The sequence below is a fragment of the Pedobacter sp. ASV28 genome, assembly GCF_016428855.1.
GTDB lineage: Bacteria > Bacteroidota > Bacteroidia > Sphingobacteriales > Sphingobacteriaceae > Pedobacter.
Map to the genome: position 1 here is coordinate 84,951 of NZ_JAELTN010000013.1, position 18,866 is coordinate 103,816.

Annotated in this window: 12 protein-coding genes and 3 tRNA genes; 12 read left to right on the forward strand and 3 right to left on the reverse strand. The window is 42.2% G+C overall.

All coding sequences use genetic code 11. The annotated features are described in order from the left end of the window. Positions 1–183: 183 nt before the first annotated feature. Together JHD79_RS06785 and era are read right to left on the reverse strand one after the other, a co-directional pair. Positions 184–966, reverse strand: a complete 783-nt coding sequence (locus JHD79_RS06785; RefSeq protein ID WP_199118460.1) for a DUF3667 domain-containing protein — start codon at positions 964–966, stop codon at positions 184–186. Between the two features lie 226 nt (positions 967–1,192). After that, positions 1,193–2,071, reverse strand: coding sequence for a GTPase Era (era, locus tag JHD79_RS06790; protein ID WP_199118461.1), 879 nt, complete (start codon positions 2,069–2,071; stop codon positions 1,193–1,195). A 110-nt stretch (positions 2,072–2,181) separates the two neighbouring features. Here era and JHD79_RS06795 point away from each other — a divergent pair. Both JHD79_RS06795 and JHD79_RS06800 read left to right on the forward strand, forming a co-directional pair. After that, positions 2,182–2,257: transfer RNA gene (locus JHD79_RS06795), tRNA-Met, on the forward strand. Positions 2,258–2,287: 30 nt separating this feature from the next. Continuing rightward, positions 2,288–2,359 (forward strand) — tRNA-Glu (locus JHD79_RS06800). A 455-nt stretch (positions 2,360–2,814) separates the two neighbouring features. On the opposite strand, the gene JHD79_RS06805 is transcribed toward JHD79_RS06800, so the two are convergent. Beyond that, on the reverse strand, positions 2,815–4,293 hold the full coding sequence (locus JHD79_RS06805) for a recombinase family protein (protein ID WP_199118462.1): 1,479 nt from the start codon (positions 4,291–4,293) through the stop codon (positions 2,815–2,817). A gap of 249 nt (positions 4,294–4,542) precedes the next feature. On the opposite strand from JHD79_RS06805, the gene JHD79_RS06810 reads away from it, so the two are divergent. The 10 genes from JHD79_RS06810 to JHD79_RS22735 all read left to right on the forward strand — a co-directional run. Next, a complete protein-coding gene (locus JHD79_RS06810; RefSeq protein WP_199118463.1) occupies positions 4,543–9,258 on the forward strand; it encodes a hypothetical protein in 4,716 nt (1,571 codons plus the stop codon). 716 nt (positions 9,259–9,974) lie between these two features. Further along, complete coding sequence (locus tag JHD79_RS06815; protein WP_199118464.1) at positions 9,975–10,937, forward strand: GNAT family N-acetyltransferase; 963 nt, start codon at positions 9,975–9,977, stop codon at positions 10,935–10,937. Between the two features lie 2 nt (positions 10,938–10,939). Next, positions 10,940–11,263, forward strand: coding sequence for a cupin domain-containing protein (locus JHD79_RS06820; protein WP_199118465.1), 324 nt, complete (start codon positions 10,940–10,942; stop codon positions 11,261–11,263). A 17-nt stretch (positions 11,264–11,280) separates the two neighbouring features. Further along, positions 11,281–11,685, forward strand: coding sequence for a PaaI family thioesterase (locus JHD79_RS06825; RefSeq protein WP_233164599.1), 405 nt, complete (start codon positions 11,281–11,283; stop codon positions 11,683–11,685). A gap of 237 nt (positions 11,686–11,922) precedes the next feature. After that, positions 11,923–12,291 (forward strand): hypothetical protein, encoded by a 369-nt coding sequence (locus JHD79_RS06830; RefSeq protein ID WP_199118467.1) that lies wholly within the window; start codon positions 11,923–11,925, stop codon positions 12,289–12,291. Positions 12,292–12,900: 609 nt separating this feature from the next. After that, positions 12,901–12,972, forward strand: a tRNA-Glu gene (locus tag JHD79_RS06835). A gap of 462 nt (positions 12,973–13,434) precedes the next feature. Continuing rightward, positions 13,435–14,028 carry an RNA polymerase sigma factor gene (locus JHD79_RS06840; protein ID WP_199118468.1) on the forward strand — a complete coding sequence of 198 codons (594 nt, stop codon included), beginning with the start codon at positions 13,435–13,437 and terminating at the stop codon, positions 14,026–14,028. Between the two features lie 65 nt (positions 14,029–14,093). Beyond that, a complete protein-coding gene (locus tag JHD79_RS06845; RefSeq protein ID WP_199118469.1) occupies positions 14,094–15,275 on the forward strand; it encodes a FecR family protein in 1,182 nt (393 codons plus the stop codon). A 146-nt stretch (positions 15,276–15,421) separates the two neighbouring features. Then, the gene (locus tag JHD79_RS06850; RefSeq protein ID WP_199118470.1) at positions 15,422–18,649 is read left to right on the forward strand and encodes a TonB-dependent receptor; all 3,228 of its coding nucleotides are present in this window, start codon (positions 15,422–15,424) and stop codon (positions 18,647–18,649) included. A 5-nt stretch (positions 18,650–18,654) separates the two neighbouring features. Continuing rightward, positions 18,655–18,866, forward strand: a 212-nt coding sequence (locus tag JHD79_RS22735) for a hypothetical protein (RefSeq protein WP_233164600.1), incomplete at its 3' end; no start/stop codon positions are given.

The window sequence follows — 18,866 nt, forward strand, 5'->3', positions numbered from 1 at the left end:
CGATTGATTAGCCCCTTCCCCTAGGGGCTTGGGTTTTGACTTGCAAAAGTACGCTTATTTTTTGAACATTCGCGTATAATATGTTGGGCATGCCTTGCCATAAGACCCCTCGCCTCCCAATATTAAGGGCGAAAACTACATTAAGGTCATGGTACCCTACACAGCGTAATGTCCAAAAGAAAATTATTTGGGCTGAAATTGCTTGATTGCCCCTGGCCCCATGAAAACCAAATACGCAATAACCAATACCATGATCAATAGGAAATAGGCCACCATGATCAAAAATAGAATGAGCAATACCTTCAATATAATACTACCCAATTTTTTTTCCGAATAAAATCCACGATAGAACCAAGCTAAGATAAAAGGTATAAATGCCATGGACACCATTGTCAGCCAGGCAAACACCTCAATGCGATCCCTTAACAAGTACATGATAGGATAAAAAATGATAATATTGGTCAAGGTATAAAAAGAAAGACCAAAAGCATTCATGACCACATGCTCATAATAGTTCTGTCCCCATTTTCTAAAAACCAGGAAAGTAAATATGGCAAATAGTGGTATAAGCAGCAACATAATAAACGAACTGTAGCTCGCCACATAAGAAAACATATCGTTCATGAGCCCCGAATATTTTTCCTTGGCGTAGATTTGGCGCATGATGTTGTTCATTCCGATCAACTTAAAGGAAATGAAGGCCGAGATCCCACTCAATACAAAGGCCAACAACATAGGCTTGTAGTGATTTACCCTATTGCCATCAATAAAGTCTCTTGCTGTTTTCCCCGGATTTTTGAGAATGTTCTTTACCGAATACAAAAATCCCTTATTGGTATGGAGCAGCGAGTACTGTACTTCATCCCAAATGTACTTCCGATCAATTCTTTTGTATTTTTTCTGTCCACAGTTGCCACAAAAATTTTCAGTGATCACTTGCTGACAGTTCTGACAGTTGCTCGCCATTTAACTATAAGATTACGTTTGTATGCCGCTTAATGATGGTGCTTTAATGATGTGCTTACGTAACACAAAAATACCTAAGCCCCCATCGCCCAAAAAGCATTTAGATGCAATGATAAAAAAAATGTAATAAGAAGCCAAGTGGAAAGCACATGACAGCAGAAAGAAAGAACAAAATTCAATCCTTTCTTTTACTTATTTCATCTTTAAAACCAGGGGGAATAAAAAATTAGCTTTCGTAGCCAAAATTCTTTAGGTAATTCTTTTTGCTTCGCCAATCGGGAATAACCTTCACGAAGGTTTCCAGAAACACCTTGCTGTCCAAGAATTTCTCTATGTCCTTGCGGGCTTCCATACCCACCTTCTTTAAGCTTGCCCCGCCCTTTCCTATCAGGATGTTCTTTTGCGAATCTCTTTCCACGATAATTTCGGCGCTAATTCGGATTATCTTTTCCTCTTCTTTAAATGCAGTAACAATTACCTCGGTGCTGTAGGGAATTTCTTTCTGATAGTTGTTGAAGATCTTTTCGCGGATGATCTCCGATACAAAGAAACGCTGGGTACGGTCGGTCAAGTCTTCTTTATCATAATAGGCCGGATGCTCGGGCAGGCTATCCAAAATGAGGGGCAGCAGGCCTTCAAGGTTGTATTGGTGCAATGCCGATATGGCAAATATATGTTTAGGATTAAGCTTCTCCTGCCAGTAGGCTGTTTTCTCGGCCACCTGCTCCTGTGTAGCATGATCAATCTTATTGATCAGTACCACCAAGGGGATCTGGTTATGTGCAATTTTCTGGAGCACGTCATTTTCATCAAACTGCTCGTTAATGTCGGTAACGAACAAGATCAGATCGGCATCTTGCAGGGCACCGCCCACGGCGGTCATCATCGATTCCTGCAGACCATATTTAGGCTTGATGATTCCCGGTGTATCGGAAAACACAATCTGGAAATCTTCTTCGTTCACAATCCCCAATATACGGTGGCGTGTGGTCTGGGCCTTTGGGGTAATAATGGAAAGTTTTTCACCAATAAGGGCGTTCATCAGGGTAGACTTCCCTACGTTGGGCTTGCCTATAATGCTTACAAAGCCTGCTTTATGCGACATAAAAATATTTTTTAAAAAAAATTTGCACTACAAAGAAACGAATTATATCTTTGCATTCCAATTCGGAAGAAGAGTTAAGGATTTAACGAAATAAAAGAGTTGAGATATAGTGCGGGGTGGAGCAGTTGGTAGCTCGTCGGGCTCATAACCCGAAGGTCATCAGTTCGAGTCTGGTCCCCGCTACCAAAGAAGTTGGAACGACACTTCTTATTTTTTGGCCCGTTCGTCTAGGGGTGAGGACGCCAGATTTTCATTCTGGAAACAGGGGTTCGATTCCCCTACGGGCTACTTAAGGAAATGATCCTAATCGATCATTTCCTTTTTTTATGCAATCAACATACTGACTACAAAACCTTTAACATACAGAATCAAATCTTAAAAAGGTGTTCGATATTTTGTCCAGGATTTTAGCGAAGTCCTGACCTTCTAAAAAACAGTTATCCCAACGATCTTAATCAGCGATACATGTGTTCGATTTATCCTTTAGGTCATGGACCTGTTTCATCTGGATTGTTGGCATGCTTGAAAGTCTTTGCAAGCAGGTAAAGGAGATCAAGGATTATTGCCGCTTGATCTTCGTTAGTCTCAATGCCATTACGTTTCAATACCTTGATCGCCTGACCGACTGAAACCTTTTTGTGCGAAAAGTCCTTGGACCTCCTGAATATGGATGGCTGCATTTTTCTTTGTTTTAACTTTAACTTCTAGTTGGTTGGTTGAGCCCAAGAGATGGGGTGGGGCGTCTACCCGCCTTCCGCATCGCAATAGTCGACAATAAGCGATAGAGCCTTGCTGAAGTTCAGGGGCGCAAGCGTTTTGGTATGAGGATCTATTCCCGAAGGGCTGAACAGACTTATGATCCTACGCTTTTCTTCGATGTCCATATTTTTATAAGCCTGTAAGATGTTTAGATTTCCCCCTGGCCAAGCATTGGTATTCATGTAGCCGCGCAACAGTTTCGTAGTAATTGTCCTCAGCTGGCTGTCCAGGTAGCCGGATATCTCATTGTGCTCCTCCTTTAGTCTTCCAAAATCTTCGAAGTCTATTTTCTCATTAAGATAGAAGTTCCGCGCCCTTGACATTAAGGCCTGTTGTTTTGTAATCCGGTCAAGAACGGCCTTTCTATCATCTATCTGTATCCTGCGGTTAGTATAGATATTTTCATCTTCAAGGACGAGGCCGAATAGTTCATATACCTGGGGAATCAATCGCATCTTTTTTAGCTCCTTTTCATATGATTCGTTCAGGGCCTCTACCCTAAACCTGCCTCGGCACCTTGGCCTGGTGCAATGGTAGTAGCCAAATTTTGAACGTTTGCCCTGGGAAAAACTTCCTGTAATTCTGCCCTGGCATAAGGGACAGGTTAAAAATCCCCTCAGCGGAAATGAGGTGATCAGGTCCTCTTTTTTGCAAACTATCTTACGTCTACTATTCAATAGTTCCTGAACTTCATGGAAGAGGCTTTCCGTGATCAGGGGCTGATGGATGCCCTTGATGAACCGCGGCCCTTCATCCTTACATGCAGGAATGGTAACCATGCCACAGTACACAGGATTACGTACCAGTTTCCAAAAGTTGCTTTTGCTACACCGGAAACCATTGGCGCAGGCCATTTTCCAGACCTGGTTGATTGTCAGCCTTCCCTTCGCCAGCTGTTGGAAGGACCATTTTATATGATTGGCTTCCGGTTGTTTGGGTGCGATGAACTTTTTGCCGTCCAGAGCTGTGAGGTTGACATATCCTATCGGTGCCTTTCCGGGCCATCTCCCCATTTTCTTTGCCCTCATCATGCCATCGGAAGTGTTCAGTCCCCGGCGGTGGTTCTCCGCCTCTGGGATGGACAGATAGACGGCGAGCATTACAATACTTTCCGGTACGTCAAAATCAATTGGCTGGTCTATGGCCATCGCCGCTACGTTAAGGCCTCTCAATATCCCCAACATCTGGTACGCATATTGGACACTACGGCTGAAGCGGTCCCATTTGAGGAACAGTATATTCTCAGGCTGCCGGTGCCTGTTCCTTTTGATCTTATTGATTAGACTTTTCCATTCCGGACGGTTGAAATCCTTTGCTGAATAGTCCTCCCGAACGATGTCCTTGATCTTGATATTGTTAAATTCACAATGTCGAAGTAGGCGCTCTTCCTGTTCGGCGAGGGAGTAACCCTTTCTTTTTTGTTCGTCCGTGCTCACCCGAACATATAAATAAGCTGTTTCCATATATTTGTATATTTATTTTATCAATATACAAACATGTGAATTAAGGTTTCGAAATAAGGATTTCCTAAGAGGTAGTGCCGAGCATCTCCTAGAAACCTTCCATTCAATAATATCCCAAATGGCCCAGCCGGCGTTGTGCTATATCGGACAACAATTGCACGCTAGGCGAGTTTGTAACATTCTGCCATAATTTAAAAGTCGATTTCAGCTTACCTTGCCAGATTGGGTAGTTTCGAGTATCTTAGTGATATGAGTGGAAGAGCAACATCAGCGGGCGTTCTTTTCCAGTCAGAAGTCGGTGCTTTTGTAGCCGCTCTCCTACTAACAGAACGCCCTTTAAGTCGCTTCGGCGATAACCTTCCGGGAAAACCCCTGAAGATATTTATGGAATCCCCATCAGCGGTTGATGATGTCAACGTCGTCACCGACATAGGACTTATTAATCTCCAGGCTAAGACCAGTCTATCGCTATCTGATAATCCAGACAGTGAGCTTGGTTCGGTATTTGATCAATTTGTCAGGCAATATCGTTCAGGCGTCCCAGAAGGTGCCAAGACCAGGGAAATGGATGTCGCTAGGGATAGGTTGGTGCTTGTCGTTGGAGAAAATGCGCCAGCAACCATTCGCAACGACTTGCGAGAGGCCCTGACTAGAAACAGAACAGATGCAGCGACAGCATTGCCCGCTAAATTGAAGAATGCTTTAAATGCGTCCGAAAAGCTAATTGCTGATGTCTGGCTATGCGAAGAGGGTAGTCCAATTACGCCTGCGAAATCCCAGGAAATCCTAAAGCTATGTTCAGTTGCAGTTCTTGATTCAAGTCTCAAGGTGATGGCAACAGACGCACTTAAAGAAGTGGTGAAAGTGCCGGGCAGTGAGTCGAACCTTTTCAATTTGTTGACAAAATGGGGAGTAGAAGCTTCTCAAAACGGAACAGGTGGTGATAAAGGTGCGATCATGCGCTACCTGCATGGCCAGATTTCTATGAAAGAGCCGCCGAGCTACCAGAAGGATGTGGACAGGCTTAAAGTTTACAGCCAAAGTGTGCTTTCCAGACTGGAACGTTTTACAAAGATTAATACAGATGCTGGGGAGATCAGGTTTTCCCGTCCGGTTAGCACTGTGGTACTTGCAGGAGCAAAAGGCGGTTCACTTGCCATTACAGGGGATCCAGGCACAGGAAAATCAGGAGTGATACACGAGTTGTCCGAAGAACTATCAAAGGAAGCCTTTGTTGTTACCTTGACTGTAGAGAGCAACATAACCACCTTAGACACACTACAAAAAGAAATTGGACTTGAGCACCCCATACTGGAAGTCTTAAAAAATATACCAATTGAAACCAAGGGATACTTGGTTCTGGACGCTCTGGATGCTACCAGGGGAGGGCCGTCAGAACTGGTCTACAGAAAATTGATACAGGAAGTTTTTGCTATTCCCAACTGGCAGGTTGTAGCTTCTGTCCGGAGCTTTGATCTGAAACTCGGATTAGAATGGAAAAAGCTGTTCAGGGGAACTGCACCTGATTCTTCCTTTTCTGACAGCCAGTTCCCTACCGTGAGGCATGTCCACGTTCCGCTACTTGGCGAAGTTGAGATCAAAGAAATAGAAGATAAATCACCATCTTTAAAAATAGCCCTTGCTGCTGGTGGTAGCAAGATAGCTACCCTTGCCAAAAACCCTTTCAATCTTTCACTTATTGGCGAGCTTATTAGCGGTGGCCTAGATCCTGCATCACTTGTACAGGTCGGTAGCCGTTCGGAGCTTCTCTCGAGGTATTGGAACGAACGGCTTGGTGACATTGGGCTGTCTGGCACTGTTGCGATGAAGAAGTTCGTGGAACTAACACTATCTGAACGTTCGGTAGATATTCCGGAGACTGAGATTCCACAGGATGCCTCTACCATCATTGAGAAGATAGAGGCCAGGGGCGTATTGGTGACCGAACAAACTGGAAGGATAGCATTTCGACATCATATCTTATTTGATTTTGCGGTGTCCAAACTCATTCTACAGCCAAATCCGGCGCAGGCAGTTTCACGTCTTTCAAAGGCAGAGGGAGCTGGGCTATTGATTGCACCTTCATTAGAATATTGGCTTGAGCATCTAAAACTCAATTCTTCAGCCCTAGAATACTGGAAGCTTACAGCGGCATTGATATCCTCTGAAAACACTGACCCGGTAATCAGGGTAGAGGTGGCAAGGATTGTTGTACAGAGCATTGCAGAAGGAGAAGACCTCTCAGACCTAGCAAAGGTGTTATCCTCACCGGATCCCCAATATAATAAAGCCATTTTACAGATTGCAGGTAGCCTCAGTACTTACGATATTTCCCCGGAAACTTCAGAGGCTTGGAGCCAAATGATCTCCGGGATAACCGGTATCTCTGAGCCATACCAGTTTCAGAGCCTGAAGGTTATCATCTATATGCTTCTGGAGACCACTTTATCTTCTACAGCAATGGAAGCTGTAGGCAAAGTTTCCAGAATGCTGTTCGACGAAATATCCAAGGACGATAGGCTGATCCATTGGTTGTCTTCAAACATAATACCGTTTGTGGCTAAAACCTATGGTTCAAATCCCGAGGAATCAAAAAAACGCATTGAGCAAATAATTGCCGACGAACGTTTCAAAAAATTTGGATATTTCGAAGTACCCGCACTTGCCGATGAAGCGGTCGCGCTAGGCGCTCAGGATGATGGATTAGTGGCAGATCTTTTCCGTAGGGTGTTCGCGGGCGGAGAATTCAGCAATGAACATGCCACCGGTTTCGGGCCACAGAGTTGGATCATGAGCTTGAGGTCAAACGCTGCACAGGATTTTCACATGTCCGAATATGTACTAAGCACCAGTTTCCTGGAGCTGATCAACAACTCTCCAAAAGCGGGAGCCAGGGCGCTTGGTGCAGCTATTGACGCCAAAGAGCGGCGATGGCAATCGGAGCCAGACGTCGAGCATCAGGTGGCTTATAAGGATGGTCAAATGCCTTTCAAAGAAGACCGTTTTGCATTTTCTGCCTGGGACGGTGAGTTTGGAGGGGACGGTGAGGAAAATATCTATCGAATCTTTCAGGATTGGACTGTAGGTGCCGGCGAAGAGGATTTGAAGGAAATACCCGATATCATCTTATCTGAAGGGGGCAAGGTCTTGGCCTGGAAAGCTATATTTGAAGCAGGTGCAAAACGCCCAGATGTGCTTGGAAGTATCCTATGGAATTCGGCAATCGATCCGGTCGTGCTCAGCTCTATAAATACTAGGCAGGCCGCAATCGCACTTATTGCAGCCACTTATCCACTTGCAAGCGAAGAGCAACGGAAAAACGCTGAAAAACAGATACTCGCCTATGATTTTTCGCACACCAGGAATCCTGAATATTATGCAAAACTAACAATCAGATCGGTCTTTGATGCTATCGGTGAGTCCAACCTTGCCAGTGAACAGGCTAGGTACTTTCTGAAAGCTGCCAGAGAAGAAGAGGCAGCAACCAGTCTGATTGAGCCGGCCGATAGTGGTCAATTGGTTACTTCTGTTAGCGATGAGGAATCCAAGGTCGTAGCGACTCCCATCGAGCAAGACTCGGTTGCCAGCCTCAGCAGGTCTGTCCGATCGATCATGAATGATAAATCAGATGAATCATTAAAAGTAAAGCTTTGGCCTGAAGTTACCAAACTCTTAGGCCTGATTGATGCCGAACAGGCGGCAGGTGGCGGTGAGAATGATGCAGCAGTTGCTGGAACACTTGCCAAGGCTCTTGGACTGGCGCTCAAATCCGGATTGGTTCCAGTTAGTGAAGTTGATGGTGCGGTGGCTAAGCTTCTTGAGATAAGCAGGCACAATACTCCACGCACAGATGATAAGACAGAAGTTGATTTTGCACGAGCCGCTGTATGGTCCGGTAACTCGGCAAGGGTCGATGCTTCCGAGGCCATAGGGAAGTTAATAGAAGTTCCGCACCTATGGCCAAAGATTGGCAAACGATATCAAGAATTATTGCATAGCGACCCTCATCCCGCGGTGCGCATGAATGCTATTATCCGCTTGTTGGGACTGTGGGAGGTAGATCGTGACGCTATTTGGGAAATCGCAGATAAGGTCGCAGGATCCGAACAGAACAGCGCCGTACTTGCCTATGCAGCTGGAGAGCTTGCAAGGCTGAAATCTGTGGACGTAGAGAAAGTCGAACCAGTTTTTGTAAAACTAACGGGTAAGAAGATATCTACTGCCGGTATGGATAATGTAGTTCCCGCTACTATTGCTTATTTTGCAGTAGTAAAAGGACTTTCAGCGTCTAAGGAAATTTTTCAGCAATGGATTGCCAATTTTAAGGACCATGAAAGCGAAATTCAGAAGACATTGTTTAGCCTTAGGGAATATTTTGTAGCAGGGTATGCTGGAGGAAGGGAGCAAGAGTCTTTTGGTCGGAAGAACGTGATGTCATTCCTTTGGGAACTGATTGGTGTGCTTGAGCCGTTTATATCTAACTGGCCAAATGACCGAGAACCAACGGATGAAGAACTAGCGGCACTTAAGCTTTTTACACAAATCGGAAAACAGCTATATTTTGCATCGGCATATAAAGAAGGCATATCGCTATCGCTGGAAGAACAGCGTGTATTCCTTGCCGAGTATGGCCCCATCATCTCTAAGCTGACTACTCTCGGTTCACCCAAAACGGTGCATGACTGTTTGCAGGTATTGGAAAAGTTTATAGAAGCTGATCCTGTTTATTGCTTTGAGTTGATCAGCGAGGCGATGCTTAGAAAATCCGGTGTGGCAAAATACGAGTACGAGCGTATGGGTGCGGAGCTTTTTGTCAAATTGGTGGGACTGTACTTGGCTGATTACCGATACATCTTCGCCGATCAGGTAAAAAGGAATCAGCTCATCGACTGCCTGGCGGTGTTCGTGGAAGCGGGCTGGCGAGAGGCCAGGCGATTATTTCAAACACTTCCGGATTTGAGATAGAAAGCAAAATGGTATTAGAATCTCAAAAAGATAGGTATGGAATAAAGCATAGAGAGACTAAAGTGGCTATAAGAAAACTGCCATTTGTATGCTTTTAGAATAGTTCTCAAGTCCGCAGGCAGCCAATAATCTGAGCAGATTGATATGTTCTTATAGTTTTAACCTATTCCTTTTAATGTTTTTATCAGAATTAGGAATGGTTTTTAAAGAATAATTATCATCAATAATCCCTTTTAAAACCTTCAAAAACTGTATCAAGTGTTCAAATGAACTCCCGTACACGCTACTTAAGGAAACAACATAACAGTTGTTTCCTTTTTTTATACCCATAAATATCTACGGCACAAACAGTTAAACACAGCTTTGTTTTAGTTCGATTTTCTCCAATAAAAAACTATTGTAATTCTGTTCGTTTGATTAAAAGTATGCTCTAAATATCTTTAGGAGCCGTTTTTACTCAGTTCAATTTCTTCTTAACGATCACACCGCTTTTGACTTCCCTCCTGCCTATTGTAGGTTTTGGCAATAACATACAGAAAATCCAATATTTCAGCAGCTTCCTCCTCACTAACCTGTACATTATTTTGCGACAAAATTTCCGCAGCCTTTTTCGGCGATATTCTTTTATCTAGTAAAAATTTGGAGGTAAAAATATAATCCCTACATTTGCATAACCAATTATGTAATTAGGTATATAGTTAATTATTTTAATAGAAATGGAAATATTTAATAGAACAGGTAAAATGGCTATAGGTAGCAGATTGCGTCTCTTAACAGCAAAGGTTACAGACGATGCGGCAGCAATCTATAAACTATACAATGCTGACTTCTCACCCAAATGGTTTCCGGTATTCTTCGTCCTTGCTGGGGATGAAAACAAAACCATTACCGAAATAGCGGAACTGATCGGGCACTCGCAACCTTCAGTTACAAAGATTATCAAAGAGATGGCTAAAGCAGGGCTGGTTCAGGATAATCTTAAATCTGAAGACAAGCGAAGGAATGTTGCGGGGCTTAGCGAAAAGGGAAAAACACTTGCAGAAAAGATGAAGGTTCAGAACGCTGACGTAGCGGCTGCAGTAGATAGCATCATGGATGAAGCAACGCATGATCTGTGGGAAGCTATCGCCGAATGGGAATTCCTTTTAGAACAAAAATCACTACTTAAACGTGTACAGGAGCAAAAGAAGCTCCGTGAAAGCAAAGATGTTGAAATATTAGAATATCAACCAGAATATAAAGCTGCTTTTAAGGAGTTGAATGAAGAGTGGATCTCTACCTACTTTGAAATCGAGGATACGGACAGAAAAACATTGGAAAACCCGGAAGAGTACATATTAGATAAGGGAGGCAAAATATTTGTAGCCATTTATAAAAACCAACCTGTGGGAGTCTGTGCCCTAATCAAAATGGACGACCCAGAGTATGATTACGAAATGGCAAAGATGGCTGTATCCCCAAAGGCCCAAGGGAAAAACATAGGTTTCTTGCTGGGTCAGGAAATCATAAGGGCAGCAAGGGAACTGGGTGGTTCGAAACTCTATCTGGAAAGTAACACTTTGCTCAAACCAGCGATTAACTTATACTACAAGATGGGCTTTAAGAAGTTATCTGGGCGTCCAACTCCATATAAACGAGCCAATATTCAAATGGAATTATCTCTTACTAAACAAGCTTAAAGATGAGAAACATAGTTAAAAAAGAGGATGCTGTTGGAAGACAGTTCTTAGGTGTAGATTTCGTGGTACTTTCTATTGGAAAAGATACTATGGTAACAAAAATGCTTTATAAGATTACCGATAACGTCCCTTTTCATCAGCACTCTAACGAACAGAGTGGATATGTAATTTCCGGAAGGTACATTTTGAAATTCGAAGGAAACGAATATGAGCTTTCGGCAGGTGATACCTATTCCATTTCCGCTGATGTGGAACATTCTATCGAGATTATAGAAGCTGGTGAGGTTGTTGATTTCTTCAGTCCGATCAGACAAGATTATTTATAAATAAAAAAACTAAGTACATGTACGATAGGATTAAACGAAGTTTTGAAAAGCAGGGATTGATGAAAACCCTTAATGCTACACTTCTGGAAGTGGAAATGGGCATCGTCAAAATTTGTGTAGGATTTTCTGAGGGCTTAACCCAGCAACATGGCTTTTTTCATGCCGGCGTTGCAACCAGCATCGTAGATAGTGCCTGTGGATATGCAGCCTTAACAATGATGGCGGAGAACACAGAAGTATTGACCGTCGAATTCAAGGTTAATTTTATGAAACCTGCAAATACAGAAAAACTGATTGCTATCGGCAAGGTACTACAAGCCGGAAAAAAATTGACAGTCTGTGAAGGCTATGTATACGACTACACGGAAGAAAAACTGATTGCAAAAATGACCGCGACGATGATCAGTTTGGCAAAAGAATAATATGATACAATTTATAGGCTATACTGCTTTGATACTGAATCTCGCCTCTATGTCCATGAAGAGCATTCTCTACTTGAGGACGTGTGCTCTGGTTGCAAATGCTTTCTATGTGTATTATGGCATGCTATTGGAACAGCCGCCGATTTTTATCGGCTGTACTGTCGCCATAATACTTCACACCATCGGCATTCGCAGGGAAATGAGGAAGCGAACAACAGAGCAAATGAAGTGAATGAAATGGAGATAAATAAATTTATTAAAAGGAATGTTTATGTTGACGATTTGCGTCGCATAGCCCAAATATACCAGGCTTCTAATAATGGGGATAACATGAGCGCAGGGCTGGGGTTCGGGATACCCCTGGCTGTTGCAGAGTATGATGGAAAAATCATAGGATTTTGTTCACTTGTTTTTATAGCCGAAGATCCGACAATTAAATCCTTCTTTTCAACTGAATATGAAATCGGGGAAAACAAACAAATATTATCTGGGTTTGCAGAAAAGGTGTTTAAGAACATGACGGAAAACTTTAGGTTTGAAAATAGTAGTCTTCTCGTCCAGGCGAACAATTTTAATTTATGGATGGAGCTAAACTTTCTTCAATAAATGTTTGACCAAACTGTCTCTGTTCTTCGATAAGATATACAAGATATTGATTTTCACTTTTACTTTACGCACTAGGAAATGAGGCAAAAAAATGATTGGTACCCTCGAAAATATTCACCCTGTTTCTGTAATCATCAAAATTCGGTTGTAGTTATTCTTTTTTAGCAGTTTAAGATTATCTATCCAGAATATAAATGCGAAACCGCCATTGAACAAACTTATTCTAATCGTAAGATTGTCGTCAAGTTGATTAAAAAAAATGTTGTGCTTTTCGGACTGGGAATCAATTATTTAATTTCTTTGATCAAGCATCCTATGAATATCCTGAGATTCGCCTTTAACAAATTTGATACATGGCTTAATCGAAGGCTACAGCCTAAATCCCTTTGATTTACTCTTTGTCCTAAATGAAATATTGTTTTGGGGCGTTAATTCTCTTTGTATATTTTTCAGCAATGGATCCTGATTTATGGATGCCAATCTCACTAAATCCTCAAAGATTTGGTTCGATTTTAGTACTGTTCGGGCTACTGAAACATCAATCATTACAGGTTGGTGTTTTTTTATGCCTAAGTTTTCTAACAAAGGCCGTTTGATTGATGACATTTTGGTCCATTCGTCTAGGGGTGAGGACGCCAGATTTTCATTCTGGAAACAGGGGTTCGATTCCCCTATGGACTACTTCAAAAGGCAGAAAATCATATGATTTTCTGCCTTTTTGTTTCATAATCCTTTTAAATGTATTATTCTTTATAAAATGTTTTTTTAAAGAAAATGGTTCGATATTCGAGGTGGGGCAAGCAGAATAGAACCTTCTGAAAATATTGATTATTAATCTGTTATAGTTTCAACTATCAGGGAAATGGGCTTCAAAAGCCAATAAAACTAATTTATTGATGAATTGTGAGCTATTTCTGCATCAATTTCTCGAAACGGAAAATTAAGGCCCTTAAGTTGGGAAATTTGCCTAAATCATCTTTTTTCAGACCGAAAATGACCTTAACAGACTCGGAGAACATAGTCAGTTTGGAACGGAATGGGGCGGCTACATTTACCAGAATACACACCTGTGGTTACTAACACAACATCGGTGGTAACTTAATATTAAGTTAACAAAGAATCAGGGACATTTGCAATTGCATTATGTCTCCTACATCTGAATACACATCAACAGATTTTTTGAACTTTCCGGTAAACCTTGGGAATACGATGGAGTTTGATCAAATATTCAGGTTTTATTATCCGCAATTGTGTGATTTTTCAGAGCGCTACCTGAAATATAAAGAAGATGCCGAAGAAGTAGTGGCCAACTTGTTTGTAACACTTTGGAATAAAGCAGAAGTATTTAATAGTGCGGAACACCTTCGTGCCTATTTGTACCGGTCAGCTTTTAACAGTAGTATGAACAGGATACGGTCGGCAGTACGCCGGGCGGAGCGTGAGCGTACATACTCACTTCAGTCGGATAACTTCGAAGAAAGTTACCTCAATAATATGTTGCGCTCCGAATTGATAGGTAGCATTTACCGTGAGATAGAGCTGCTACCTTCGCATTATGGCAAGGTAATCAGCATGAGTTACCGCGACGGTTTCAAGAATGATGAAATAGCCGCCCAACTGGATCTTACTATACAAACGGTTAAAAACTATAAGCACAAAGGCTTATCTATTTTGAAGACCAAAATATCTTCAGAAGCCTGGCTTGCCGTTTCGGCGATCGTGCTTGCCGGGATATAAAAATAATTTCATTTTCCAGAGTACTTTTCCCTAACCGTGGTGTATTAGGTGTATAAAGTAACAGCATGCAACAAGACAATACATTTAGTGAAACCCGACTTCTATATCTTTTGCAAGCCTATATGGCGGGCCATCTCACCCAAGATGAAAAGGCAGAATTGGAAAAATGGGTTGATGCGTCAGCAGACAATAAACTACTATTAGATCAAATAGCAGATCCGGCCTTTTGTGAATCCGCTTTGCAAAATCAAAGATCATATGATGTTGATAGCGCGCTGCATCGAGTTAAAAAGCAAACAGGTAGATCGGCAGCACAGCGTCTCTTATGGTTTCGGTATACCGCTATAGCTGCTGCTGTCATTTTAATTTGCACGGTGGGTTCACTTTTTTATAGGCAACGCCAACCTGCTGAACCACTAGAACAAATTTCATATGTAGACCATGATATTGCACCAGGTAAACACGGTGCTACGCTTAGGTTGGCCAATGGGCGCAGCATCAACCTGAATGAAACCAACACTGGCACCTTTGCCAAAGAAGCCGGCGTTACCATTTCCAAAACAGCTTCCGGCCAATTGGTGTACACCGCTACGCAAAGCCGGGCAAATACAGGCTTGAACACACTGAGCACTGCCAAAGGAGAAACCTATCAGGTGAATTTACCCGATGGATCAAGTATCTGGCTTAATGCCTATTCGTCAGTAACCTACCTGGCAAATTTTGCACAACAAAAAGAAAGGCATGTAAAGCTTGAGGGGGAAGCCTACTTTGAGGTAGCGAAAGATAAAACCAGACCTTTTATTGTTGAGACCCGCGAACAGAAGGTAAGGGTACTGGGCACTCATTTCAATATCAGCAGTTATGCCGATGAGCAGTTTATCCGCACTACCTTACTGGAAGGCATGGTGAGGGTGAGCAATGATCATAATTCTGCAGTAGTACTTGCTCCGGGGCAGCAGACCATCAATCATAATGGCAGACTTACTGTTAGCGAAACAGACGCTTTTGCAGAAGCAGACTGGAGATCCGGACGTTTTAATTTTCGGAACGAAAAGATAGAAAGCATCATGCGGAAACTTGGTCGTTGGTACAATATTGAAGTTTTATATGATGGTGTTTTACCCGAAGCCGAGTTTAATGGGCGCATCTCGCGAAATAAAAATATTAGCCAGGTACTTGATGTATTGGAGAAAACCCAGGATGTGCATTTTAAAATAGAAGGAAGGAGGGTTACTGTATCGAAGTAAGATAGAACATAACTTGGCCTAAAACAGATCCCGGCGCTAACCGGGATCAGGATGCCTGGCCGAAATAATTTAATTTTTCATTTACAATAGCGTTCCCGGCAGTGCTTGAGACCCATTACGGCAAACGCATATTCCAAGCAAATCAAATGTACAATTTTTTACACCAAAATTTGGTGTGGTGGAAACACCATACCCCTAAGATACTGTTGACCATGAAGTTGACAACTTTTTTACTGATCGTGAGCATCATGCAGGTAAGCGCCAATACTTTAGCGCAAAAGGTAACCTTATCGTTTCGTGGTCAGCCTATGGAAAAAGTGCTCGAATCCATCAGCACACAAAGTGGCTACGATATTATTTTTACCCGGAAAACACTGACAGATACAAAGATGGTAACCATCCATGTCAAGGATATGGAATTTAAAGAAGTGCTGCAGCAAGTTTTTGCCGGACAATCTTTGGTATATTCTATAGCGGATAATACAGTTATTGTTACCCGCTCCCCGATCGCTAAACCGGGCCGCATTAGCGGTAAGGTGGTGGACGAGAAAGGCGAATCCCTGCCGGGTGCAAATATAAAGATATTAGAAAACGGGGCCGGGACTCAGTCCACAGTGGATGGCAGTTATGTATTATCGGCAATACCCGGTACCTATACCATAGAAGTCAGTTATATGTCCTATCAAACCCAGCGTATTACGGGTGTTATAGTGGCAGAAGATAAAAATACCCCGCTTAATATTTCCTTAAAGCCAGCCAATGCTGCATTAAAAGAAGTAACGGTAACCGCCAGTTACCGTAAGGCATCAACCGAAGGCTTACTGGCTAGACAAAAGAACGCTTCAGAGATCAGTAACGGTATCAGTGCCGAGCAGATTGCCAGTACGCCCGACAAGAATATCGGCGAGAGCTTAAAGCGCATCAGCGGGGTGAGCTCCATAGACAATAAAATGGTTTTGGTACGTGGTATAGGCGAACGTTACAATACCGCACAACTGGACGGAATAAATCTGCCCAGTACTGAAGCCCAAACCCGTAACTTCTCTTTCGATCTGATCCCTTCAAGCTTGGTTGATAACGTTGTGGTCAGCAAAACGGTTACCCCTGACATGAACAGTAGCTTTGGTGGTGGATTGATACAAATTAATACTAAGGATATCCCTACAGAAAATTTTATGGGCTTCACCGTTGGAACTTCCTTTAACGACCAAAGTACTGGCAAGGATTTTTTGAGCCATAAACGTGGTAAATATGATTACTTAGGTTTTGACGATGGACGAAGGAAATTCCCAACTGGTTTACAGCATACAGACCGTACCACTGTACCCAATAATACCCTTACAGACGAACAGTATAAACAAGTGATCATTGCACAAAGCCAAAAATTTACCAATGATAATTTTACGATGTACAAATATAAAACTGCTCCATCGCAGAACTATCAGTTTACATTGGGCAGAATAATCACTATTGATCCGACAAACGATAAAAAACTGGGCTTTACTGCAGCTTTAAATTACCGGAACAACCAAAATATTAATATAGTTGACCAACAGACCAGAAGTGACTGGAACACAAATACCACTAATTCTGGTGCTAAATACATGTTCAATACTACTTTGGCTGCGATGTTAAACGTAGGCTTGCAGTTAGAGAAAAATAGGTTCAGCTTCCGAAACACCTATACCCATATTTACAATAATGACCTTTTTAGGGCCGTTGGTTACGATTCAGATGAGGGGACAACTCTATTTGCTGCTGGTGTAAAACCCAACCGCATTATAGAGACTGACGACCCCACCTATACAGATCTTTTACAGAATAAATTAAATGGTCAGCATCAGTTTAACAAGATAAAGTTAGAATGGAATTTATCCAGGACATCAATAGACCGTAAAGAGAAAGATCTAAGCATTGCTTCCCAAGGTTTGCTAAAAACCAGTAACGGCTACGAATACATTTATGTATCAAGCTCACAAACAGAAGGATATATAAAACCCACCTCCCGCCATAACTATAGCAACAATGAGCATCATTTTTCATGGAGTGCCGATGCGAGCATGCCTTTTAAAACAGGGCTGTTAAATAATAATATAAAAACCGGTTATTTTGGGATTCAAAAAGAAGGATCACTCAACTGGCAAATTGCCTCCCTGGTGCATAATCCGTTAATAGCTGATAGTTTACGGTATATCCCGATTGGCGAAATGATAAACCCCGCCAAAATTGGCAATAACGGTTACAACTATTATATCAATTCATACTTTTTAAATGGCTACAAAGGAAAAAGTATTACCCAGGCAGGCTATGTGATGTTGGATAGCCGGCTTGGCGAAAAATTACGCCTGGTTTGGGGTGCAAGGGCAGAGTATTACAGATATACCGAAATACGGAACGACATTAACGTAAGGGGAACGAGTTCTTTCGCACTTCCTCCAGAAAAGAAGTGGAGATTTTTGCCATCGGCCAATCTTACCTATAGTCCAACCAAAGAAATTAATATCAGGGCCGCCTTCTCAAACGCAGTAGTAAGGCCGGAGCTGATGGACAACAGTCAGTTTTTTAGGTACGACCCGATGTTCGATGCACAATTTGGCAACGAAGGTTTGGCCAGTACGCAGATTAAAAACTACGATTTTAAAATAGAGTGGTTCCCTGGCCTTGGTGAGATCATCTCGGCAAGTGCATTTTACAAACAGTTTGATCAACCTGTTGAGATCACTTTTAGCACGTCCAATGGTGGCGGTTTTTATTATATCAAAAACTCAGATCAAGCTAAGGTTTACGGTTTAGAATTAGAGATGAGAAAAAATTTCGGTTTTATTGCCGCTAGCAACTTTTTAACACGCTTCACGGTTTATGGCAACCTTACTTTACAAAAAGCCGATGTGGCAGGGAACTATAAAACCGCTGTAGATGGAAAGGATATAGTTGTGGCCGCAAAAGCAAAAAGAAACATGTACGGGCAATCTCCATATCTCATTAATGCCGGTTTACAATATACAGGTGAGCAATTGGGCTTTAACCTGGCATATAATAAATCGGGACTTAAAACAACGCTCGTTGGACCCGAACTTAATAATATTGAATATGAGAAGCCAAGGGATCAGATCGATGCCCAGGTTAGTTACAGATTTTACAAAAAGAGATTGGAAGTAAGGGTAAACGCGGGTAACCTACTCAATAGAGCGTCCGTTATCTTTAGAAATACGGGTAGCTATGAGCCTAACCCGGAATATACCATAGGTTCTGATTACAGTAACAAATTCCGCTTGAAACCTGGCTTTACCAATAATTACGAAGAAGGAGATCAGGTGCTGTTCTCGCAAAAATTTGGTCGCACCTACAGTACATCTATTACTTATAACTTTTAATGAATATGAAACTTAAAAAATATATCCATTTCGTGATGCTTGCTGTTATAGGGCTAAGTTTATCATGCAGCAAAGCAAAACTTCTTTCACCAGAACCACTCAAACTTGTTAAATTAAATATTTCCGGAACTTCCGAGGTTGATCTGGAATATCTGTATAAGGACAGTGTTATTGCAGAGAGTAAGATCATCAATTCAAATGGTATAAACATCAATAC